Annotated in this window: 20 protein-coding genes; 15 read left to right on the top strand and 5 right to left on the bottom strand. The window is 63.5% G+C overall.

The annotated features are described in order from the left end of the window. Positions 1–36: 36 nt before the first annotated feature. Both ppsR and EEB11_RS11565 read right to left on the bottom strand, forming a co-directional pair. Positions 37–1,425 carry a transcriptional regulator PpsR gene (gene ppsR, locus EEB11_RS11560; protein WP_245298879.1) on the bottom strand — a complete coding sequence of 463 codons (1,389 nt, stop codon included), beginning with the start codon at positions 1,423–1,425 and terminating at the stop codon, positions 37–39. A 67-nt stretch (positions 1,426–1,492) separates the two neighbouring features. Continuing rightward, entirely contained in the window at positions 1,493–2,281 is a 789-nt protein-coding gene (locus EEB11_RS11565; RefSeq protein WP_135431477.1) for a cobalamin-dependent protein, read from the bottom strand. Between the two features lie 329 nt (positions 2,282–2,610). Here EEB11_RS11565 and bchF point away from each other — a divergent pair, with 329 nt between their 5' ends. From bchF to EEB11_RS11640, 15 genes are all read left to right on the top strand, one after another. Then, a complete protein-coding gene (gene bchF, locus EEB11_RS11570; RefSeq protein WP_135431479.1) occupies positions 2,611–3,120 on the top strand; it encodes a 2-vinyl bacteriochlorophyllide hydratase in 510 nt (169 codons plus the stop codon). Further along, entirely contained in the window at positions 3,117–4,406 is a 1,290-nt protein-coding gene (locus tag EEB11_RS11575) for a ferredoxin:protochlorophyllide reductase (ATP-dependent) subunit N (protein ID WP_135431481.1), read from the top strand. The genes bchF and EEB11_RS11575 overlap by 4 nt, the downstream gene beginning before the upstream one ends. Further along, positions 4,403–6,004, top strand: a complete 1,602-nt coding sequence (gene bchB, locus EEB11_RS11580) for a ferredoxin:protochlorophyllide reductase (ATP-dependent) subunit B (protein ID WP_135431483.1) — start codon at positions 4,403–4,405, stop codon at positions 6,002–6,004. Before EEB11_RS11575 ends, bchB begins: the two co-directional genes overlap by 4 nt. Before the next feature lie 19 nt (positions 6,005–6,023). Further along, a complete protein-coding gene (locus EEB11_RS11585; protein WP_245298880.1) occupies positions 6,024–9,590 on the top strand; it encodes a magnesium chelatase subunit H in 3,567 nt (1,188 codons plus the stop codon). 138 nt (positions 9,591–9,728) lie between these two features. After that, positions 9,729–10,631 (top strand): ferredoxin:protochlorophyllide reductase (ATP-dependent) iron-sulfur ATP-binding protein, encoded by a 903-nt coding sequence (gene bchL, locus EEB11_RS11590; protein ID WP_135431488.1) that lies wholly within the window; start codon positions 9,729–9,731, stop codon positions 10,629–10,631. A 2-nt stretch (positions 10,632–10,633) separates the two neighbouring features. Continuing rightward, positions 10,634–11,302, top strand: a complete 669-nt coding sequence (gene bchM, locus EEB11_RS11595) for a magnesium protoporphyrin IX methyltransferase (protein ID WP_135431490.1) — start codon at positions 10,634–10,636, stop codon at positions 11,300–11,302. Beyond that, a complete protein-coding gene (locus EEB11_RS11600) occupies positions 11,299–12,738 on the top strand; it encodes a PucC family protein (protein WP_135431492.1) in 1,440 nt (479 codons plus the stop codon). The genes bchM and EEB11_RS11600 overlap by 4 nt, the downstream gene beginning before the upstream one ends. A gap of 16 nt (positions 12,739–12,754) precedes the next feature. Continuing rightward, positions 12,755–13,522: a photosynthetic reaction center subunit H gene (gene puhA / locus EEB11_RS11605; RefSeq protein WP_135431494.1), complete on the top strand. Its 768-nt coding sequence runs from the start codon at positions 12,755–12,757 to the stop codon at positions 13,520–13,522. 66 nt (positions 13,523–13,588) lie between these two features. Continuing rightward, positions 13,589–14,227: a photosynthetic complex putative assembly protein PuhB gene (gene puhB / locus EEB11_RS11610; protein ID WP_135431496.1), complete on the top strand. Its 639-nt coding sequence runs from the start codon at positions 13,589–13,591 to the stop codon at positions 14,225–14,227. Positions 14,228–14,240: 13 nt separating this feature from the next. Beyond that, positions 14,241–14,708: a photosynthetic complex assembly protein PuhC gene (gene puhC / locus EEB11_RS11615; protein ID WP_135431498.1), complete on the top strand. Its 468-nt coding sequence runs from the start codon at positions 14,241–14,243 to the stop codon at positions 14,706–14,708. 13 nt (positions 14,709–14,721) lie between these two features. Next, a complete protein-coding gene (locus tag EEB11_RS11620; protein WP_135431500.1) occupies positions 14,722–15,018 on the top strand; it encodes a hypothetical protein in 297 nt (98 codons plus the stop codon). Continuing rightward, positions 15,015–16,127 (top strand): magnesium-protoporphyrin IX monomethyl ester (oxidative) cyclase, encoded by a 1,113-nt coding sequence (gene acsF, locus EEB11_RS11625; RefSeq protein WP_135431502.1) that lies wholly within the window; start codon positions 15,015–15,017, stop codon positions 16,125–16,127. The genes EEB11_RS11620 and acsF overlap by 4 nt, the downstream gene beginning before the upstream one ends. A gap of 99 nt (positions 16,128–16,226) precedes the next feature. After that, positions 16,227–17,075 (top strand): putative photosynthetic complex assembly protein PuhE, encoded by an 849-nt coding sequence (gene puhE, locus EEB11_RS11630; RefSeq protein WP_135431504.1) that lies wholly within the window; start codon positions 16,227–16,229, stop codon positions 17,073–17,075. Further along, complete coding sequence (gene hemA, locus EEB11_RS11635; protein ID WP_135431506.1) at positions 17,065–18,276, top strand: 5-aminolevulinate synthase; 1,212 nt, start codon at positions 17,065–17,067, stop codon at positions 18,274–18,276. The genes puhE and hemA overlap by 11 nt, the downstream gene beginning before the upstream one ends. A 142-nt stretch (positions 18,277–18,418) precedes the next feature. Further along, a complete protein-coding gene (locus EEB11_RS11640) occupies positions 18,419–18,901 on the top strand; it encodes a c-type cytochrome (RefSeq protein ID WP_135431508.1) in 483 nt (160 codons plus the stop codon). Between the two features lie 192 nt (positions 18,902–19,093). On the opposite strand, the gene urtE is transcribed toward EEB11_RS11640, so the two are convergent. Genes urtE through urtC form a run of 3 tightly spaced genes read right to left on the bottom strand, consistent with a single transcriptional unit; the run spans position 19,094 to position 21,764 of the window. Further along, positions 19,094–19,789 (bottom strand): urea ABC transporter ATP-binding subunit UrtE, encoded by a 696-nt coding sequence (gene urtE / locus EEB11_RS11645; protein WP_135431510.1) that lies wholly within the window; start codon positions 19,787–19,789, stop codon positions 19,094–19,096. Next, on the bottom strand, positions 19,786–20,535 hold the full coding sequence (gene urtD / locus EEB11_RS11650; protein ID WP_135431512.1) for an urea ABC transporter ATP-binding protein UrtD: 750 nt from the start codon (positions 20,533–20,535) through the stop codon (positions 19,786–19,788). The genes urtE and urtD overlap by 4 nt, the downstream gene beginning before the upstream one ends. Further along, complete coding sequence (gene urtC, locus EEB11_RS11655; protein WP_135431515.1) at positions 20,532–21,764, bottom strand: urea ABC transporter permease subunit UrtC; 1,233 nt, start codon at positions 21,762–21,764, stop codon at positions 20,532–20,534. Before urtC ends, urtD begins: the two co-directional genes overlap by 4 nt. Positions 21,765–21,875: the final 111 nt, after the last annotated feature.

Consider the following 21,875-nt stretch of genomic DNA (forward strand, 5'->3'; position numbering starts at 1 on the left):
CCCGGCGATTGCAATCCCGTCAGCCAAGGGCAGCGATCAGTCGCCGTCCTTGTTGATCAGCCCGTATTTGCGCAGCTTCACATACAGCGATTGCCGCGACAGGCTGAGCATATCCGCCGCCGCCACGCGGTTGTTGCGGGTCAGTTCCAAGGCGGTTTCGATGCACATCTTTTCGATCACATCGGTGGTTTCGGCCACGATATCCTTGAGCGTGGAAGATCCCACCAGATCCATCACGTTGCGCATCCCCTCTTCATTGGGCACGCCCGAGGGTCGGCGCAACGAGTCGGCCCGGCTGACATCACGCACCACCAGCGCCAGCACCGGATTGGGACGGTCGTTCAGCCAGCTGGCGGACAATTCCACCGCCGTCTGCCCGGAAAAATCGGTGGTCAGCCTGGTCGCATAAAGACGCAGCTGCCCGGTACGTTTGACATTGTCCATCAGCACCCGCAGGTCCACCGCGCCGCGCACCAGATAATCGGCCAGAGACCGGCCACGGACCGCGGCGGTGTTCGCACTGTCGGTCAGGTTGAGAAACGCCTCATTGGCGGAAACGATCAGACCTTCGGCATCGGTAAACACGATCCCGTCCACGCCATCCTGATACATATGCGCCAGATTGTCGGTCAGATCATCGCCCTGCGGCGTTACAGAATCGGCCAGGTCGATCTGGCACATCAAAAGCCGCTCCCCGGCGGCGCGGAACATGGTCGGGGTGACCAGCAGCCGCTTTTGCGACCGGCGGGCCGACAGCTCGATCGGGCCACCGCTTTCGGCCACCGCAAGATTGGCCATGCTTTCCAGAAACTCGCCACGCCTGCGGCCTTCAAACTCTTGCGCGATGGCCGCGCCAACCATCTCGGCCCGGCTGCCGCCCAGCAAAACCGCCGCCGCCGGGTTCAGGTCGGTGATCCGCCCGGTCGACATCGAGACGATGACAATCGGGTCGCGCCCGACCTCCATCAGTACGCGGTAGCGAGTGTCCGCCTCACGCTGCGCTTCGTAGTCACGTTCCAGCGCCAGTTGCGCCGAGATCAGCTGCTGCTGCACTTCGGCAATGGGGCGCAGATCGCGGCCGACCATCAGCACCGAATCGTCCGACCCGATGCGATGCAGGCTGTAACGCACCGGAAATTCCCAGGCGGTCCGGTCGGCATGGTTCAGCTCGATCACCGGGGGGACGCGCCGGCTGCCCAGATCGGCCAGCCGCGCTTCCAGCTTGCGCCAGCTTTCGCCGGCCAGAATGCTTTGCAGGCTGGCGCCTTCCCAGTCTGCCACCCGCGCCTGAATGCCATGCGCGGGGTTGACCAGCACCGAGACAACCCTATGTGTGGGGGAGATCAGCAGGGCAAGGTCACTGGCAGAGGCAATGATTTCGCCCAACACCTCCGGCGCAATCAGCGGCAGCTTTCCACTGCTCAAAAGGTGCCGTCCATCCGTTGTCACCAGACTATCCGTTCTTTTGCTGCGCCTGACAAAGCCGGGCGCTTTATGTTATCACTGTCATCGCAGGTCGTCGGCAGGTCAGACCCAGCACTTCAACCGCTTTTGACAGATCGTTCGTGACGATATCCACCTGTGATACAACCGCAACGTTCCCCCCGCGTTCCAGAACCGCCCCTCCCAAGGCGATGCGCAGTCTAGCAGAAGTCTCTTGCTTGAGCGTTTTCACCAAGCCAGTACAAATTTCAAGCATTTCGTCGCAGGCAACTGAAATCATTGCCGCATCAAATCGCCGTTGGGCCAGAATTGTCGCAAGTTCCGTCTCTGTCGGCGCAATCCGCAGGCAGACTGAAATCCCCTTGCGCCGCAGCCAACCCGCCACCGCCAGCGCCCCCAGCATGTGCTGCTCGTTCCCCGGCACGATCAGCAGAACCGTCGCAGCCTCCGGGGCATCGGTGCCATCCGCAGACCAGCCCTTGCCGACCTCGTGCAGCAACACCTGCAACCGCGAGCACCCGATGCTCACCTGCGAAAACGTGGCCGTGTCATCCTCCCATTCCCGGCCCAGCCTGCGGGCCAGTTCGGGAATGTAGTGATCGGCCAGCAGGTCATTGCTGACCCGCAACCGCCTGAAATCGGGCCGCAATCTGCCCAGCGCCGCCAGATCCGGCGACCGGAGCGCTGCCATCATCGCCGCCAGCAACGGCTCTTTCAGCGCAGCGCGGGGTAAATCCTCACGCGACGCCACCCGTGCCATCACATCCGCCGCAAATTGCGAAATGCCCGCTCCGTTCAAACCGCGCAGCCCATCCACTGAAAAGTTGCCATCCTGCATGCCGAACTCCGAGACCACCTTGAAGGTCGCGCGTCAACAGCAAAACCGCAAATGCAGTCCGGGCATGCAGGCGCCATTGTGTCGACTCTCCCAAATGAGGAAAGAGTTGTCAAATCAAATTGACACTTTTCAACTGTAGCATTTTGGATCACCCCACCGCATCTGCCTTTTAATCCTGAAATTACATGACACTAATCGGAATATTTCCTGTTTTCCGCGCTCAGGTGGCCCTGATATAAGCTGCGCCCCGTGTGTAAGTTTATGTTGACACTTTCGCCCCCAAGTCTAACCTGTAAGCAGGAAAAGACCAAAGGGAGGGGCCGCGGCACATGCAGCCAAAGCCAACACATTCACCGCGCAAGCAGCTTTACACCCCGGCCGAGCGGGCCCGTCGCGACGCGACGCGGTGGACGCTGGTGCAGGGTATTCTGGCACCGGTCCAGTTTCTGGCCTTCGCGGTGTCGCTGGTGCTGGTGTTGCGCTTTGTCTGGACAGGCGACGGCTATACCGCTGCCACCGTGTCGATCCTGATCAAGACCGCGCTTCTCTATGGCATCATGGTGACCGGCGCGATCTGGGAAAAGGTGGTCTTTGGCCAGTATCTCTTTGCGCCCGCCTTCTTCTGGGAAGACGTGATCAGCTTTGTCGTGATCGCGCTGCACACCTTCTATCTGTACGGGCTGATCACCGGCGCGTTGTCGCCAGCAGCCCAGATGACCGTCGCTCTGGCGGCCTACGCGACTTACGTCGTGAACGCCGGTCAGTTCCTGTGGAAACTGCGGATGGCCCGGCTTGATGCCGGTGTGGCCGCCGCCCCGACCAAAGGAGTGGCCGCATGAGCCTTGATTCCCCCGCCCTCGCCCCGAACCGCGGCTGCCGCGACACCCCCGTGCTCAAGGAGCGCGGCCAGCGCGAGGTGTTCTGCGGGTTGACCGGAATCATCTGGCTGCACCGCAAGATGCAGGATGCGTTCTTTCTGGTGGTCGGATCGCGCACCTGCGCCCATCTGCTGCAATCGGCGGCCGGGGTAATGATCTTTGCCGAACCCCGTTTCGGCACCGCGATCCTGGAGGAAAAGGATCTGGCGGGCCTCGCCGATGCCAATACCGAGCTTGACCGTGAAGTCGCCCGCCTGCTTACCCGCCGCCCCGATATCAAGCAGCTGTTCCTTGTGGGCTCTTGCCCGTCGGAAGTGATCAAGCTGGATCTGGCCCGCGCGGCAGAACGGCTGTCGGGGCTGCACGCCCCGCATGTGCGGGTCTACAACTATTCCGGTTCTGGCATCGAGACGACCTTTACCCAAGGCGAAGACGCCTGCCTTGCCGCCATGGTGCCCACCCTTGCCAGCACCACGGCGCGCGAACTGCTGGTGGTTGGTGCCCTGCCCGATGTGGTCGAAGACCAGTGCCTGTCGCTTCTGGCGCAACTGGGCATCGGCCCGGTGCGCATGCTGCCCGCCCGCCGCGCTGCCGATCTGCCCGCTGTTGGCCCCGAAACCGTCTTTGCGCTGGTGCAGCCTTTTCTCGGCGACACCCATGCCGCCCTGATCCGGCGCGGGGCGCGGCACCTGCCCGCCGCCTTCCCCTTTGGCGAGGAAGGCACCACGCTCTGGCTCTGGGCCGTGGCACAGGAATTCGGCATCAGCCGCGACCATTTCGACGCCGTCACCGCCGCCCCCCGTGCCCGCGCGGCGAAGGCCGTCGCGGCGCATGCGGCAACGCTGAACGGCAAGTCGGTGTTCTTCTTCCCCGACAGCCAGCTGGAAATCCCGCTCGCCCGCTTTCTGGCCCGCGAATGCGGCATGACCCCGCTGGAGGTTGGCACCCCCTTCCTGCACGCCGCCATCACCGGCCCCGACCTAGACCTGCTGCCCGAAGGCCCGGTGATCAGCGAGGGTCAGGATGTCGACCGCCAACTTGACCGCCAGCACGCAGCGGCGCCCGACCTTACCGTCTGCGGCCTTGGCCTTGCCAACCCGCTGGAGGCACAGGGCCATACCACCAAATGGGCCATCGAGCTGGTGTTTACCCCAGTGCATTTCTACGAACAGGCGGGCGATCTCGCCGCCCTGTTCAGCCGCCCCCTGCGCCGCAAAGCGCTTTTGTCAAAGGGGGTTGCGGCATGAAGCTCACCTTGTGGACCTATGAAGGCCCGCCCCATGTGGGGGCCATGCGCGTCGCCACCGGCATGACCGGCCTGCACTATGTGCTGCACGCGCCGCAGGGCGACACCTATGCTGACCTGCTGTTCACGATGATCGAACGGCGCAACCATCGCCCGCCGGTCACCTATACCACCTTTCAGGCCCGCGATCTGGGGGCCGATACCGCCAACCTGTTCAAGGATGCCGCGCGCGACGCTTATGCCCGCTTCAAGCCGCAGGCGATGATCGTGGGGGCAAGCTGCACCGCAGAGCTGATCCAGGATGATCCGGGCGGTCTGGCAGGGGCACTTGACCTGCCTTGCCCGGTCATCCCGCTGGACCTGCCCAGCTACCAGCGCAAGGAAAACTTCGGCGCGGACGAGACGTTTCATCAGCTGTGCCGCGCGCTGTCAAAGCCGATGCCACGGACCGACTCCATCACCTGCAACATCCTTGGTGCCACCGCCCTTGGCTTTCGCCACCGCGATGACGTGGCCGAGGTCACCAAACTGCTGGGCCTGATGGGCATCACCGTCAATGTGGCCGCCCCTTTGGGGTCCACCCCCGCCGACATCGTCCGCATGGGTCAGGCGCATTTCAACGTGCTGCTCTACCCCGAAACCGGCGAAGGCGCGGCCCGCTGTCTGGAGAAAACCTGCGGACAGCCTTATACCAAGGTGGTCCCCTTGGGCGTTGGTGCCACCCGCGATTTCCTGCATGAAGTAGCAAGCCTCACCGGCCTGTCGCCAAAGGTCGACGAATCCGCCCTGCGCCTGCCGTGGTGGTCGGCAAGCGTGGACAGCACCTACCTCACCGGCAAGCGCGTTTTCCTGTTCGGCGATGCAACCCATGTCATCGCCGCCGCCCGCATCGCCGCGACCGAAATCGGGTTCGAGGTGGTCGGCATGGGTTGCTACAACCGCGAATTTGCCCGCCCCATGCGCGCCGCCGCCAAGGCCTACGGGCTGGAGGCGCTGATCACCGATGATTACCTTGAGGTCGAGGATGCCATCGCCGCAGCTGCCCCCGAACTGATCCTCGGCACCCAGCAGGAGCGCCACATCGGCAAGCGCCTTGGTATTCCGTGCGCGGTGATTTCCTCGCCGGTTCATGTGCAGGACTTCCCCGCGCGCTACTCGCCCCAGATGGGGTTCGAGGGCGCGAATGTGATCTTTGACACCTGGATCCATCCGTTGGTGATGGGTCTGGAAGAACATCTGCTGACCATGTTCCGCGAGGATTTCGAATTTCACTCCGATGCCGGCCCAAGCCATCATGGTGGCAAGGCCGACCTGCGCGAGGTGCCCGACGAGGCACCCCTGGCCAGTGTGGCTGGGGGGGCTCTGCCCCCCGGCTTCGCCGCCCCCCGGGATATTTCCGAACAGATGAAGCCAGAAGCAACCGCGCCGCTTTTGGGTGAGCCGGTCTGGCTGGCGGCTGCCGAGCGCGAGTTGAAGAAGATCCCGTTCTTTGTGCGCGGCAAGGCCAAGCGCAACACCGAAGGCTATGCCCGCGAAAAGGGCGTGGCCGAAATTTCTGTCGAAACACTGTACGAGGCAAAGGCCCATTATGCGCGATGACCGCTCTCCATCGCCGGGAATGACTGCGTCCGCTGACGCCGGGGTTTACCGTTTCGTGATCGTGACGCTGGATGCCCATGCGGCAGGTCCTGCGGCACGCATCGCGCCACGGCTGGCACATGACTTTCCCGGGATCGAGGTTTCGGTTCATGCGGCCGCCGAATGGGCGGAAAATCCGGCCGCACTGGCGGCGGCCAAGGCGGCGGTGAACAGCGCCAATTTCGTCGTGGCGAACCTGTTGTTCATCGAGGAGCACATCACCGCCATCCTGCCCGAATTGCAGGCTGCCCGCGCGCGCTGCGATGGCTTTGTCGGCGTGATTGCCGACCCGGCGGTCGTCAAGCTGACGAAAATGGGCGATCTGGACATGAGTGTCGAGGCCTCGGGCCCGATGGCGCTGCTCAAAAAACTGCGCGGCACCAAGGCCCCGTCGTCCGGGTCGGGCCAGAAGCAGATGGCGATGCTGCGGCGTCTGCCGAAGATATTGAAGTATTTTCCCGGCAAGGCGCAGGATCTGCGGGCCTGGTTCTTGTCGATGCAATACTGGCTGGGTGGGTCGGATGACAATCTGGAAGCCATGGTGCGCTTTCTGGTCAGCCGCTATTCGGGCAAGCGCGACTGGGCGCGGATCAAGGCGGCGGCCCCGATCGATTATGCGGATGTGGGCCTCTACCACCCCGATCTTGCCAGTCGCATCACCACCGATGCCAGCCTGATGCCCCGGCCCGAAGGGGCCGTGGCCACCATCGGCATGCTGATGCTGCGCAGCTACATCCTTGCCGGCGATACCGCGCATTATGACGCCGTGATCCGCGCCTTCGAGGCCAAGGGCATCGCCGTGTTGCCAGCCTTTGCCGGTGGGCTTGATGGCCGTCCGGCGATAGACATGTTCTTCAAAGGGCCTGCTGGGGCAAAGGTCGATGCGCTGGTGTCGCTGACCGGGTTCAGCCTTGTGGGCGGCCCGGCCTATAACGACAGCCCTGCGGCTGTGACGGCCCTTGCGGCGCTGGATGTGCCCTATATCGCGGCCCACCCGCTGGAGTTTCAGACGCTGGGACAATGGGGCGCGTCGGGTGGCGGCCTTGGGCCGGTGGAAACCACCATGCTGATCGCCTTGCCCGAGATTGACGGGGCGACCAACCCCACCGTCTTTGCCGGCCGCCACGACGCCGATGGCTGCAAGGGCTGCGGCAAGAATTGCCAGCCGCAAAGCGCCGAGGCGCTGACCACCCGCGCCATGGCCCCCTGCTTTGAGCGGATCGAGGCTTTGTCCGACAAGGTCGCACGTCTGGCCCACCTGCGCCGGTCGGATGTGGCAAACCGCAAGGTGGCCATCGTGCTGTACGGCTTTCCGCCCAACGCCGGGGCTGCGGGCACTGCAGCCTATCTGTCGGTGTTTGAATCGCTGCACAACACGCTGCACGCCATGAAGGCCGCCGGCTACCGCGTCGACCCGCCCGAGAGCTTGGATGATCTGCGCGAGGCGGTGCTGGGCGGATCGGCCCGGATGTATGGCCAGCCTGCCAATGTCGCCGCCATCGTGCCCGCCGCCGAGGTGGTCGCCAAAACCCGCTGGCTGCGCGATGTCGAGGCGGCCTGGGGCCCTGCCCCCGGCCGGATCCAGACCGACGGGCGCGGTGTCTTCGTGCTGGGCCGCGAGATGGGCAATGTCTTCGTGGGCCTGCAGCCGGTGTTTGGCTATGAAGGCGACCCGATGCGCCTGCTGTTTGAAAAGGGCTTTGCGCCCACGCATGCCTTCACCACCTTCTACCGCTGGATGCGCGAAGATTTCCGGGCAGATGTACTGCTGCATTTCGGGATGCATGGCGCTCTGGAATTCATGCCGGGCAAGCAGGCGGGCATGTCGGAAACCTGCTGGCCCGACCGGCTGATCGGCAACCTGCCCAACATCTATCTGTATGCCGCCAACAACCCGTCCGAGGCGACGCTGGCCAAGCGCCGGTCGAACGCGATCACCATCACCCACCTGACGCCGCCTTTGGCGCAATCGGGACTCTACAAGGGCTTGGCGGACGTCAAGGACACGCTGACCCGCCTGCGCGCCCTGCCGATGGATGCGCCGGAGCGGCTGGAGCTGATTGATCTCTTGCTGGTGCAGGCGCTTGCCGTCGATCTGGACGCCAGCGATCTGGACACGCTGTGGATCAAGCTGCTGGAGACCGAAGGCGCGCTGATCACCGATGGCTTCCACGTGCTGGGCCGCAAGATGAGCGACGCAAACCGCGCCGCCATGCTGGACCTGATGCCCGATACCGCCGACAAGGCAGAGGCCGAGCGCCTGCTGTGTGAAGAGCATGAGATCCCCGCCCTGCTGCGCGCGCTGTCTGGCCGCTTCATCAGCCCGGTGCCGGGCGGCGATCTGATCCGCGCGCCGGAGATCCTGCCCACGGGCCGCAACATCCATGCCTTCGACCCGTTCCGCATGCCAACCGCTTTCGCGATGCAGGACGGTGCGGCACAGGCCGGCCGCCTGCTCGCCGCCGCCGACAAGTTGCCACGCACGGTGGCGCTGGTGCTGTGGGGCAGCGACAACATCAAATCCGATGGCGGGCCGATTGCGCAAGCGCTGGCCCTGATGGGCGCGCGCCCGCGCTTTGACCATTATGGCCGGTTGTGCGGGGCCGATCTGATCCCGCTGGCCGAACTGGGCCGCCCGCGCATTGACGTGGTGATGACGCTGTCGGGCATCTTCCGCGATCTGCTGCCTTTGCAGACCCGGATGCTGGCCGAGGCGGCGTGGAAGGCCGCCACCGCCGACGAGCCAGTGTCGCAGAACTTCGTCCGCGCCCATGCGCTGACCTATGCCGCCGAGATGGGCGTCGAGATGGATGTGGCGGCGCTGCGGGTGTTCTCAAACGCCGAGGGTGCCTATGGGTCGAACGTCAATGTGCTGGTCGGGTCGTCGGCCTTCGGGGCCGAGGACGAGTTGGCCGATGCCTACGAGTCGCGCAAATCATTCGCCTATGGCCGGTCGGGCAAACCCATGCAGAACGGCCAGCTGCTGCAAAAGGCGCTGAAGGATGTCGATCTGGCCTATCAGAACCTGGAATCGGTCGAACTGGGCGTCACCACGGTGGACCATTATTTCGACACGCTGGGCGGCATCGCCCGCGCGGTAAAGCGCGCGCGCGGCGGGCAAGAGACCCCGGTGTTCATCGGCGATCAGACCCGTGGGGCTGGCACGGTGCGCACGCTGAAAGACCAGATCGCGCTGGAAACCCGCTCGCGCAGCCTGAACCCCAAGTTCTATGAGGGGCTGTTGAAGCACGGGGCCGAGGGCGTGCGCCAGATCGAGGCACAAGTATCGAACACCTTTGGCTGGTCGGCCACCACCGGCCATGTCGACCCTTGGGTCTATCAGCGCCTGTCGGAAACCTTTGTGCTCGACGAGGTGATGCGCAAGCGTCTGGCAAACCTGAACCCCGAAGCCAGCAACAAGATGGCGCAGCGCCTGCTGGAAGCATCCGACCGCAACTACTGGCAGCCAGATGCCGAGACATTGGCAGCACTTCAACGTGCTGCGGATGAGATGGAAGACCGTTTGGAAGGGATCGCGGCAGAATGACGATGTGGTTCCTTGATTTCGCTTTCGGACCGGGGCTCTGCCCCGGACCCCGGGATATTTGTGAACAGATGAAAGGGGCGCGCCCGCCTCTGGAAAGGAGGGCACNGGGGCGCGCCCGCCTCTGGAAAGGAGGGCACAATGAGCCCACGTGATGAGATCCCAAACCTGAAAGGCCTTGATGGCGACGGGTCGGTGCAGGTGCATCAGGACAGCGATGTGAAGATCGAGGGGGCCAAGGTGTTCTCGGTCTATGGCAAGGGCGGGATCGGGAAATCGACCACCAGTTCGAACCTGTCGGCCGCGTTTTCCATGATGGGCAAACGGGTGCTGCAGATCGGCTGCGACCCCAAGCATGACAGCACTTTCACCCTGACCGGGCGGCTGCAATCGACGGTGATCGACATCCTCAAGGAAGTCGATTTCCATGCCGAGGAATTGCGGCCCGAAGATTATGTCGCCGTCGGTTTCAACGGCGTGAAATGCGTGGAGGCCGGCGGCCCGCCTGCCGGCACCGGCTGCGGCGGCTATGTCGTCGGGCAGACGGTGAAACTGCTCAAGCAGCACCATCTGCTGGAAGACACCGATGTGGTGATCTTTGACGTGCTGGGCGATGTGGTGTGCGGTGGCTTTGCGGCCCCCTTGCAGCACGCCGACCGCGCGGTGATCATCACCGCCAATGATTTTGACAGCATCTATGCGATGAACCGGATCATCGCGGCGGTGCAGGCAAAATCCAGCAATTACAAGGTGCAGCTTGCGGGTTGCGTCGCCAACCGGTCGCGCGAGACCGACGAGGTGGACCGCTATTGTGCCCGTGTCGGCTTCAACCGGCTGGCCCATATGCCCGACATCGACGCCATCCGCCGGTCGCGCCTGAAGAAAAAGACCCTGTTCGAGATGGACGACGCCGAAGACGTGGTGATGGCGCGGGCCGAATACATGAAGCTGGCCGACACGCTCTGGCGCTCGGTTCAGGGCAAGGGATCGACCCCCGCCCCGCTGCCTGACCGCGAGATCTTTGAACTGCTGGGATTCGATTGAGAATGTCCGACTATTCCACCACCCGTGCCAGGGTCGAAGACTACTTCGACCGCAGCGCCACCAAAGTGTGGGAGCGTCTGTGCTCTGACGCGCCGGTCAGCCGTATCCGGCAGACCGTGCGCGCAGGCCGCGATGCGATGCGCGCGACCATGCTGGCGCAACTGCCTGCCGACCTGACAGGCGCGCGTGTGCTGGATGCCGGGTGTGGCACCGGGCTGATGACGGCTGAACTGGCGGCGCGCGGGGCGCAGGTGGTGGCGGTGGATATTTCGCCGCAGCTGATTGCCATTGCGCAAGACCGGCTGGAGCCGCGCTTTGCGGATCAGGTGACCTTTGCCGCCGGGGACATGACGGACGAGGGCTTGGGCAGCTTTGACCATGTCATCGCGATGGACAGCCTGATCTATTACAACGGTACCGACATTGCCGCGATCCTGCACCAGCTGGCGCGGCGCACACGGGGGGGCATCGTGTTCACCGTGGCCCCGCGCACGCCGTTCCTGATGACCTTCTTCACGCTTGGCAAGGTGTTCCCGCGCGCCGACCGCTCACCCATCATGATCCCGCATGCCTTTGACGCGCTTGCAAAATCCACTGGCCCGGGGCTGGCGCGCGTGGGGCGGATCAGCAGTGGGTTCTACATCAGCGAATGTCTGGAGTACCGGCCATGATCCTGCGCAAGAAGGACATCGCAAAGCTTGGGTCTGGCTGGATGCCCTTTGCCGATGCCGCCTCTGAGGGGCTGCCGTTGGGGCAGCTGTTGCGGCTGTCGCTGTTCCAGATTTCGGTCGGGATGGCGACGGTGCTGCTTTTGGGCACGCTGAACCGGGTGATGATTGTCGAGCTGTCGCTGCCTGCGATGCTGGTGGCACTGATGATCGCCATTCCGGTGCTGGTGGCCCCATTCCGCGCGTTCCTCGGCCACCGCAGCGACACCCACCGCTCTGCCATCGGGTGGAAGCGGGTGCCTTACCTGTGGTTCGGCAGCCTGTGGCAGATGGGCGGCCTTGCGGTGATGCCCTTTGCGCTGATCGTGCTGTCGGGCGACCAATATCTTGGCCCGCGTTGGGCGGGTGAGGTGCTGGCCGCACTGGCGTTTCTGATGACAGGCGTTGGCATGCACATGACCCAGACCGCCGGGCTGGCGCTGGCCGCCGACCGCGCGAGTGATGAGACGCGGCCGCGTGTCGTGGCGCTTTTGTACATCATGTTCCTTGTCGGCATGGGCGTGTCGGCGGTGATCGTCGGCTGGCTTTTGCGCGATTACGACCCGATCACGCTGGTCCGTGTGGTGCAGGGTTGTGGTGCGGCGACGCTGGTTCTGAACATCATCGCCCTGTGGAAGCAGGAAAAGGTCGCGCCGATGACGAAGGCGCAGCGCGAGGAACCACGCCCGCAGTTCCGCGATGCATGGGCGGACCTGATGGCCGGCGGCACCGCCGGGCGGCTTCTGGCGGTGGTCATGCTGGGAACGCTGGCGTTCCAGATGCAGGACGTGCTGCTGGAACCCTACGGCGGCGAGATCCTTGGCCTGTCGGTCGGGGCCACCACACTGCTGACCGCCGCCTGGGCGGCGGGGGCGCTGATCGGCTTTCTGCTGGCGGCGCGCTGGCTGACGCGCGGGCTGGACCCCTACCGGATGGCGGCACGCGGCATTCTGGCCGGAGTGGCCGCGTTTTCCTGCATCATCTTTGCAGCCCCGCTGGACAGCACGCTGATCTTCTATACCGGCGCTTTCGGCATCGGCTTTGGCGGCGGGCTGTTCGGCATCTCGACCTTGACCGCCGCGATGACCATGCCCGCGCGCGGGCTGGCGGGGGCTGGTCTGGCGCTTGGCGCCTGGGGCGCGGCGCAGGCGACGGCTGCGGGCCTTGCCATCCTGATCGGCGGCACCCTGCGTGATCTGGTCAGCCATCTGGCCACCAGCGGCAAACTGGGGGCGCTCACCGACCCGAGCATCGGCTATTCAGCCGTTTATCATCTTGAAATCGTACTACTTTTTGCGACCCTTGTCGTGCTTGGCCCCTTGGTCAAGCTTGGCATCCTGACCTCACCGAAACCGGAGGCCGACGCGGGCAAACTTGCCCTCGCCGACTTCCCAACCTGACGCGGAGGACCATTCCATGGTTGGCGTAAACTTCTTTGGCAATTTCGACCTGGCAAGCCTGTCGATCTGGCTGTTCTGGGGCTTTTTTGCCCTGCTGATCTATTACCTGCAAACTGAAAACATGCGCGAAGGCTATCCGCTGGAAACCGAAGATGGCTTGCCCGCCCCCAATCAGGGGCCCTTCCCGGTGCCCAAGCCGAAAACCTTCCTGTTGCCGAATGGCAAAGGCACCCTGCTGATGCCATCGGCCGAGAATGAGGATGCGCATCGCCGCACCGATCTGGCTCTGGCCCGCACCGCGGTGTCCGAAGGTTTTCCGCATGCGCCCACCGGCAACCCGATGCTCGATGGCGTCGGTCCTGCCTCGTGGACCCCGCGCCGGGATGAGCCGGAACTGGATGCCCATGGCCATGCCAAGATCGTGCCGATGGCACAGGCCAAGGGCTTTGCCGTCAGCGCCGGGCGTGACCCGCGCGGTCTGCCGGTGCAGGCAGCCGATCTGGAAGTGGTGGGCCGCGTCAGCGACATGTGGGTCGATGCCCCCGAACAGCTGGTCCGCTATCTGGAAGTCGAGCTCAACACCGGCGAACGCCGCCTGATCCCGATGACGATGGCGCGGATCTGGGCCGACCGGGTGCGCGTGCGCTCGATCACCTCGGACCATTTCGCGAACATTCCGGCCACCAAATCGCTGACCACGGTGACCAAGCTCGAGGAAGACAAGATCTCGGCCTATGTCGCCTCGGGCTGGATGTATGCCACGAACCGCAAGCACGGGCTCTGATCAAGAAGGGGGGCGGCGCGCGCCCGCGCCGCCCCGTCTTAACCTAGCAGATACGGAGGGTTCGAGATGTCGGACCATAACAAAGATTTTGATTTCGAACTGATGCCCGGCGTCCCCGCCGGTCTGCCAAAAGGCGAAGAGATCCTGTGGCAGGGCAAGGCGCAGGCCATGGCCCTTGCGCGGGAAGCCTACAAGATCAACTGGATCGCAGGCTACATGCTGATCGTCGTGCTCTGGCGCGCGGGCGGGGCCTATGCCGATGGCGGCACCGCGCTGATGCTGGCCACTGGCCTGCCCTATCTGGTGCTGGCGGTTGCGGCTTACGGCGTGATCTACCTGCTGGCATGGGCACAGGCCCGCGCCTCGATCTACACTATCACATCCGCCCGCGTCATCATGCGGATCGGGGCAGCGCTGCCCGTAACTTATACGATTCCCTTTGTGCGCATCGCCACCGCTCGGCTGGACCTGAAACCCGGCGGCACCGGCACGATTGCCATCGAGATCACCGATGGTGTCCGGCTGTCCTATGCCGTGCTGTGGCCGCACCTGCGCCCCGGCTTTGCGCGTGTGACCCAGCCCGCCTTCCGCTGCATCCCCGATGCGCAGAACGTGGCGCGTCTGCTGGCCGATGCCGCGCAGGCCAAGCTGAATGAACCCGTTGTCACCGTGGCCCCGTCGGGTGCCATGCTGGCCGCCGAATAAGGGGGGCGCAGACATGGCACAATTCCGCACCCTCGCCGACCGCCCTTCGCCCGAACGCGAGATGATCCCGCGGGTTCTTCTCTGGGCGATGTTCGGGCTTGCGATGATCACGCTGACCATCGTCAGCCTGTCGGTCCTGACCGACCACCCGCATGTGGGTGTTCCGCCAGCCGCTACCGTCGTACAAGAACGGTGGCTGGTTCTTGAAGGCCAGTCAGCACAGGCGGTTGTGGTCCGCGATGCTGACGGCACCCTGTTGATGGATCTGCCGCATGGTGGTTTTATCACGGTGATCCAGTCTGCCATGGCGCGCGCGCGTCTGGTGGCCAAGGTCGAAGGCAACCCACCCATGCGGGTTGTGCGCTATGACAACGGCCGCCTTGTGGCCGAAGATCCGACCACGGGCTGGAGCGCAGAGCTTTATGCCTTTGGCGGCGACAACAAAGCCGCGTTCGAACGGCTGCTCGATCAAACAAAATAAGGGAACCAGACCAATGGGAATCTTCAATAAAATAAAGGAACAGGTGCCCTGCACCGTCGAGGTCAGTCACCGGTTTGAAGCACTGCATGCGCATGTCAGGTTCAACAACGGCGCCGTCATCCATCCGGGCGACGAGGTGCTGGTGCATGGTGCACCGGTGCTGGCCGCTTATGGTGAGCTGATCATCGAGGACCGCGTCGCCACCATCACCCGCGCAACCTGGTTGGAACGCCAGTGGGTCAAGCTGACCGGCGATCTGGATTTCATGGAACTGTGCGAGTTTTCGTTTTCAGAGGAGCTGACGGTATGAAAGACGCAACACTGGAAGCCGCACACGACACCACACATGGCGAATTGCACGCCGAGCTCGCGGGCAAGTTCGACACCACCGCGATGGCGACCGACGCCACCTTGCTCAACCCGCGCTTTTACACCACCGATTTCGACGAGATGGACCGCATCGATGTCACTCCGGTGCGCGCGGAATGGGATGTGCTGATCGCGCAGATGAAGTCAGACCCCAACAAGGGCCATTTCAAGAAAAACGCCGACTGGGACCACGTGGACTGGGCCGGGATGGAGCCGCATCTGCGCGCCGAATTCATCGACTTCCTTGTGTCGTCCTGCACAGCCGAGTTTTCGGGCTGCGTGCTCTACAAGGAAATGAAGCGCCGCGGCAACAACCCCGACATCTGCGAGCTGTTCAACTACATGGCGCGCGACGAGGCGCGGCATGCAGGCTTCATCAACGATGCCCTGCGCGAAGCCGGTGTGGCGGTGAACCTCGGCTTTCTGACCAAGGCCAAGAAATACACCTATTTCCGGCCCAAGTTCATCTATTACGCCACCTACCTGTCGGAAAAGATCGGCTATGCCCGCTACATCACCATCTACCGGCATCTGGAGGCGCATCCCGAACAGCGCTTCCACCCGATCTTCAAATGGTTCAAGGAATGGTGCAACGACGAATTCAGCCATGGCGAAGCCTTCGCCTTGCTGATGCGCACCGACCCCAAGCTGACCACCACATGGCAGAACAAGCTGTGGATCCGGTTCTTCCTGACTGCCGTCTATTCCACCATGTGGGTGCGCGACCATGCCCGCAAGGATTTCCACGAGGCGCTGGGGGTGGACATCGACTGGTATGACCAGGAAGTGTTCCGCAAAACGTCGGCCATTGCGCGGCAGGTGTTCCCGGTGGAAATCGACATCAACCACCCGCGCTGGATTCCGGGCCTGCGCCGCATGAACGCGGCCATGCTGGATATGGAGCGCGGGCGCAAGCAGGGCGGGCTTTCGGGCCGGATGACCAATGCCTGGGGCACGGCGCGCGCCCTTGCGGCCTTTGTCTCGCTCTACACGATCCCGGTCATCAAGACGACGCCGCCCGTATCGGTGCGGCTGGAGCCGGCGTATTGACCGATCGCCATCATATCGCCGCGACAGCGGTGATTGCGGCGACAGGATGGGCGCGTCCTGTCGCAGCGTGTGGCCCCTCTGGACACAGGGGGGCCACGCATGACTGACGCATGGACCCTGACCAACCCGTGGATTGCAGCACTTTCGGCCATCTTCCTGTGGTGGTTTTCGACCGGCATCATCCTGTGGCGCGTGCGCCGGGCGGACAATTCCGGCCAGGACGCGCATCTGTGGTCGGTTCTGCTGGGCCTGCCGCTGCTGCTGGCGGGGATCATCGGGCTGAACGAGACGCGGGCCGACACCTCGGCCATCGGGGCCTATCTTGCCTTTCTTTCGGCGCTGGCGGTCTGGGGCTGGGTTGAGCTGGCCTTCCTGTCCGGCATCATCGCCGGGCCGAACATCCGGGCTTGCCCCGCAGATGCGCCGCTTGCGGACCGCTTCTTTCGCGCCATCGGCACAATCCTGTGGCACGAGTTGCTGCTGATCGCCCTGCTGATCGCCATCCTGATCCTGACCCGTGACGCCGCCAATATCTTTGGCCTGTGGACCTTTGCCATCCTGTTCTTCGCCCGGATCTCGGCCAAGCTGAACCTGTTCTTCGGCGTGCCGCGCATCCATACCGAATTCCTGCCCCGCCCGCTGGCACATCTGGCCAGCCATTTCCGTCGCGCGCCGATGAACTGGGTGTTCCCGCTGTCGATTACCGCGCTCAGCTACGCCTCCTACTGCTTTCTGGAGCGCGCCATGACCGCCAGCACCGATGGCACGCTGATCGGCTTTACCCTTCTGTCCGCCCTGACCCTGCTCGCGCTTCTGGAGCATTGGTTCATGGTCATCCCGCTTCCTGACCAGAAGCTCTGGCGCTGGATGCTGCCCGAGCGCAAATCGCAACCGCAGGCGATGCAGACCCTGCACCCGACGTTGAAAGAGAAGACCCATGGACTTTGACGCCCTCTTCACCAGCCATCTGGATATCCTGAAAGCTGAAGGCAATTACCGCGTCTTTGCCGATCTGGAACGCCGCTGCGGCAATTTTCCGCGCGCCGACAACCACAAGGACGGGGCGCTGCGCGATGTGACCGTCTGGTGTTCCAACGACTATCTGGGCATGGGCCAGAACCCGAAAGTGGTGAATGCGATGGTCGATGCCGTGCGCGCCTGTGGCACGGGTGCCGGCGGCACCCGCAACATCGGCGGCACCAACCACCACCATATCTTGCTGGAATCCGAACTGGCCGATCTGCACGGCAAGGACGCGGCGCTTCTGTTCACCTCTGGCTATGTGTCGAACTGGGCCGCGCTTGGCACCCTTGGCGCGCGAATTCCGGGTGCTGTGATCCTGTCGGATGAGAAAAACCACGCGTCGATGATCGAAGGCATCCGCCATTCCCGCGCCGACAAGGTGCTGTGGCGCCACAACGATTGGCGTGACCTGGACCGCAAGCTGCATGCCGTGGGCGACCGGCCCAAGATCGTGGCGTTCGAGAGCGTCTATTCCATGGATGGCGATGTCGCGCCGATCCGCGAGATTGTCGAGGTTTGCGAGGCCCATGGCGCGCTGTCCTATATCGACGAAGTCCATGCCGTCGGCATGTACGGCCCGCGCGGTGGCGGCGTGACAGAGCGTGAGGGGCTCGCCCACCGCATCGACCTGATCGAGGGCACATTGGGCAAGGCCTTTGGCTGCGTCGGCGGCTATATCACCGGATCGGCCCCGCTGGTCGATTTCATCCGCAGCTTTTCCAGCGGGTTCATCTTCACCACCGCCCTGCCCCCGGCGGTTGCCGCTGCGGCCACCGCGTCGATCAAGCACCTCAAGACGTCATCGTCCGAGCGTGCCGCACAGGCCGACCGAGTGGCCCTGCTGCGCGCCCGCCTTGATGCCGCAGGCATCCCGCATCTGGAAAACGACAGCCACATCATCCCGGTGATGATCGGCGATCCGGTCAAGTGCAAGATGATCAGCGACATCCTGATGAACGACTGGGGCATCTATGTGCAGCCGATCAACTATCCCACCGTGCCAAAGGGCACTGAACGGCTGCGCATCACCCCCGGACCGCTGCATTCCGACGCCGATATCGATCATCTGGTCACGGCTCTGGCCTCGCTCTGGCGGCAATGTGCCCTTGCCCTTGCCGTTGCCTGAAACCGCGTCTGAAACGCAGTGCCCCTGCTTGCGGTTTCATCGGTCTGCAAAAAGATACTCGACGCCAGCACGCGCGCGTGACTTGCCTTTTCGCAATCGGGATGCATTTGTATCCCATAGAATTCACTTCGGAGGATCCCTTATGAAACTCGCTATGACTGCCCTGACTTTCGCCTCGCTCGCCTTTGCTGTGCCCGCCATGGCCCAGGATGCGACCGGGGATGCGGCTGCCGGGGAACGTGTGTTCAACAAGTGCCAGACCTGCCATGTCATCGCAGATGCCGATGGCACCGTCCTTGGTGGCCGCAATGCCAAAACCGGGCCAAACCTCTACGGCCTGCCGGGCCGCGCTGCCGGTAACCAGGCCGATTTCAAGGGCTACGGCCCGTCGCTCGTGGCGCTTGGCGAAACCGGCTTTACCTGGGATGAGGCAAGCTTTGTCGAATACGTCGCTGACCCGGCCAAGTTCCTGAAAGCCAAGCTAGACAACAGCGCCCGCTCGAAAATGAGCTTCAAGCTCGGCAACGCCAAAGAGCAGGCCGACGTCTGGGCCTATATCGCCTCGCTGTCGCCCGCCGTGGAACCAGCAGCTGAAGGCGAAGCTGCACCGGCTGCCACGAACTGATCTGACGCCGGCATCAAGTCAAAGGCCCCGGCGCGATCCGGGGCCTTTTGGTTTATCGACTGGTGTGCGCCGCTATGGATCAACTCACTGTGGCGCGTGCCCGTCAGGTCACTGCACCACGGCCAAATGAATTCACAAATCCTTAACGTTCGCTTTTTTTCGAAGCATTCCCCCAGTGTTACACGCCCCGGCTCACACTGAAACCGTGGCCTTCAGCACCTCTTTTGACAGGGTCGCCTTGTCCCCTTCCAGCGCCACCTCGCCGCGTTTGAGCACATAGAAGCGGTCGGCCAGACCATAGGCAAAGTCGAAATACTGCTCGACCAGAATGATCGCCATATCGCCTTTGCCCTTCAGATACTCGATCACCCGCCCGATCTGCTGGATGATGTTGGGCTGGATGCCTTCCGTCGGCTCGTCCAGCAGCAGCACACGCGGCTTCATGATCATGGCCCGGGCAATCGCAAGCTGCTGCTGCTGCCCGCCCGACAGATCGCCGCCGCGCCGATGCAGGAATTCTTTCAGGATGGGAAACAGCTCGAAGATCTCATCCGGAATGCGATGCTCCACCCGCGGCAGCAGCGCATAGGCGGTTTCCATATTCTCGCGCACCGTCAGCAGCGGAAAGATCATCCGCCCCTGCGGCACGACCGCCAGGCCGCGCCGCGCCATCGCCTGTGGCGGCACCACCGGCACCGGCTCATCCGCCAGCCACAGCTTTCCACCTGATCGCGGATGCGTCCCCGCAAGCGCTTTCAGCAGCGAGGTCTTGCCGACCCCGTTGGTCCCCATCACGCAGGTCACCTCCCCGGCCCGCGCCTCCATCGAGATGCCATGCAGGATCTGGCTGCCGCCATAGTGCAGGGTCAGGTTTTCGGTTCTGATCATCGCTCGGACCGCCCCAGATAAACGTCGATCACCTGCGGGTTGCGGGTGACATGGTCCAGACTGCCCTCGGCCAGCACAGACCCTTCGTGCAGCACGGTGACCTTGCAGTTCAGGCGGCGCACGAATTCCATGTCATGCTCCACCACCACCACCGCGCGGGTGCGCGCAAGGTCCACCAGCAGCCGCGTGGTATGCTCCCGCTCTGCCAGCGTCATGCCGGCTGCGGGTTCATCGACCAGCAAGAGCTGCGGCTCCTGCGCCAGCAGCATGCCGATTTCCAGCCATTGCTTTTGCCCGTGACTCAGCTCGCCTGACTTGCGGGCAAGCGCGTCACCCAGACCCACCTCTTCGGCCAGTTCCGCCACGCGAGCATGATCAGCAGGTTTGGGCGACCAGAACAGCACCGCCAGCGGCCCGCGCTGCGCTTTCAGCGCCATCATCAGATTGTCGGCGACCGTCTGATCCTCGAACACCGTAGGCCGCTGAAACTTGCGGCCTACACCCGCGCGCGCGATCTGCGCCTCGGACATCGACAGCAGCGATTGCAACCGATCCCCCCACAGCACCTTGCCCTCATCGGGGCGGGTCTTGCCTGTGACAATATCCATGAACGTCGTCTTGCCCGCGCCGTTCGGCCCGATGATCGCGCGCAGCTCTGCCGGGCCGATGGAAAAGGACAGGTTGTTGATGGCGCGAAACCCGTCAAAGGTGACCGACACGCCAGAGACTTCCAGAAGCTGCGTCATTTCTTGGCCTCCTTTTCCAACAGCGCCCCGTCACCTGGCCCAAGGTCCGCCCCCTTGCGGTCAGGGCTGCGCAGGCCCTGCCACAGATCGACCAAGCCGCCGATGCCCTTGGGCGCAAACAGGGTGACGCCGACAAACGACAGGCCCAGCAGGATCAGCCACCAGTCGACCCAGTTGATGGTGTAAAAACCCAGGTTGATCGACGGTGCTCGACCGCCGGTGAACCACGATGACAAGAGCGAGACAAAGGCAGCACCAATCACCGCCCCATACAGGCGCCCACGCCCGCCGATGGCGACCCAGACCGCAAGGTAGATGCTGGCAATCGGGGCCAGTTCTGCCGGGTTGATGATGCCCGCCTGCGGGTAATAAAGCGCGCCGGCAATGGCCGCGATGATGGCGGTCAGGGTGAAAACGAACAGCTTGTAGCCCTCCACCGAATAGCCAAGGAAGCGCACCCGCGCCTCGTCATCGCGGATGGCGCGGATCACAGAGCCAAACTTGCCCGAAACCACCCAGGCCACCAGCAGATAGCCAAGCCCAAGGGCCGCGGCCGAGGCCCAGAGGAACCAGACCGAGACGCGATCCTGCGACACCCCGTCGAGCCCCGGAATGTTCTGCAACCCCGACAGCCCGTTGTTGCCGCGCAGGCCGGAGTCGTTCTGGAACAGGTAGAGCGCGAGGGCGAGGGTCATCGCCTGCGTCAGGATCGACAGATACACCCCTGTCACCCGGCTGCGGAAGGCCAGCCAGCCGAAGATCAACGCCAGCAGGCCCGGCACCAGCACCACCAGCATCAGTTGCAGCGGCAGGGAATGGGCAAAGAGCCAGACCGGGGGCAATTCGGACGCGCCGACCACACCGAAGATCTGTGCCGCGATGCCGTTCTGGATTTCCTGCGCAGTGGCAGGCAGCGCCTCATTCGACAGGGCGGTGATGACGATGCCTTCGGTGCGGGCATACATCAGCCACATGCCGATCATGTACCCGCCAAGCGCAAAAAACGCCATGTGGCCCAGCGACAGGATGCCCGCATAGCCCCAGATCAGATCCATCGCGAGGGCGGCGAGGCACAGGCAGAGCGTTTTGCCCAACGTCTTGATGAAAGACGTGGACAAGAAGGCCACGCCGTAAGCCTCGGACAGGACGGTGACGCCCAAAGTGAAGAGCGACAGGATCAGCAGGAAGATCAGGACGGAGGGGTTGCGGGCCAGAAATGTTCGGGTCATTGCACGCTCCTGCCGTCGAACCGGGGGCCAGCCCCCCAGTACATTGGTTTCTTGAACCAATGGCGAAGCCAATGGACTACCCCGGGATATTTTTGAACAGATGAAAGCGGG

The organism is Pseudotabrizicola sediminis, from assembly GCF_004745575.1.
Classification (GTDB): domain Bacteria; phylum Pseudomonadota; class Alphaproteobacteria; order Rhodobacterales; family Rhodobacteraceae; genus Pseudotabrizicola; species Pseudotabrizicola sediminis.

Coding starts and splice junctions, on each gene's coding strand:
- bchM (WP_135431490.1), top strand. CDS start 10,634: ATGTCCGACTATTCCACCACCCGTGCCAGGGTCGAAGACTACTTCGAC.
- hemA (WP_135431506.1), top strand. CDS start 17,065: ATGGACTTTGACGCCCTCTTCACCAGCCATCTGGATATCCTGAAAGCT.
- bchF (WP_135431479.1), top strand. CDS start 2,611: ATGCAGCCAAAGCCAACACATTCACCGCGCAAGCAGCTTTACACCCCG.
- puhB (WP_135431496.1), top strand. CDS start 13,589: ATGTCGGACCATAACAAAGATTTTGATTTCGAACTGATGCCCGGCGTC.
- EEB11_RS11565 (WP_135431477.1), bottom strand. CDS start 2,281: ATGCAGGATGGCAACTTTTCAGTGGATGGGCTGCGCGGTTTGAACGGA.
- EEB11_RS11600 (WP_135431492.1), top strand. CDS start 11,299: ATGATCCTGCGCAAGAAGGACATCGCAAAGCTTGGGTCTGGCTGGATG.
- puhA (WP_135431494.1), top strand. CDS start 12,755: ATGGTTGGCGTAAACTTCTTTGGCAATTTCGACCTGGCAAGCCTGTCG.
- bchL (WP_135431488.1), top strand. CDS start 9,729: ATGAGCCCACGTGATGAGATCCCAAACCTGAAAGGCCTTGATGGCGAC.
- puhC (WP_135431498.1), top strand. CDS start 14,241: ATGGCACAATTCCGCACCCTCGCCGACCGCCCTTCGCCCGAACGCGAG.
- EEB11_RS11575 (WP_135431481.1), top strand. CDS start 3,117: ATGAGCCTTGATTCCCCCGCCCTCGCCCCGAACCGCGGCTGCCGCGAC.
- puhE (WP_135431504.1), top strand. CDS start 16,227: ATGACTGACGCATGGACCCTGACCAACCCGTGGATTGCAGCACTTTCG.
- urtC (WP_135431515.1), bottom strand. CDS start 21,764: ATGACCCGAACATTTCTGGCCCGCAACCCCTCCGTCCTGATCTTCCTG.
- urtE (WP_135431510.1), bottom strand. CDS start 19,789: ATGATCAGAACCGAAAACCTGACCCTGCACTATGGCGGCAGCCAGATC.
- EEB11_RS11640 (WP_135431508.1), top strand. CDS start 18,419: ATGAAACTCGCTATGACTGCCCTGACTTTCGCCTCGCTCGCCTTTGCT.
- EEB11_RS11585 (WP_245298880.1), top strand. CDS start 6,024: ATGACTGCGTCCGCTGACGCCGGGGTTTACCGTTTCGTGATCGTGACG.
- acsF (WP_135431502.1), top strand. CDS start 15,015: ATGAAAGACGCAACACTGGAAGCCGCACACGACACCACACATGGCGAA.
- bchB (WP_135431483.1), top strand. CDS start 4,403: ATGAAGCTCACCTTGTGGACCTATGAAGGCCCGCCCCATGTGGGGGCC.
- urtD (WP_135431512.1), bottom strand. CDS start 20,535: ATGACGCAGCTTCTGGAAGTCTCTGGCGTGTCGGTCACCTTTGACGGG.
- EEB11_RS11620 (WP_135431500.1), top strand. CDS start 14,722: ATGGGAATCTTCAATAAAATAAAGGAACAGGTGCCCTGCACCGTCGAG.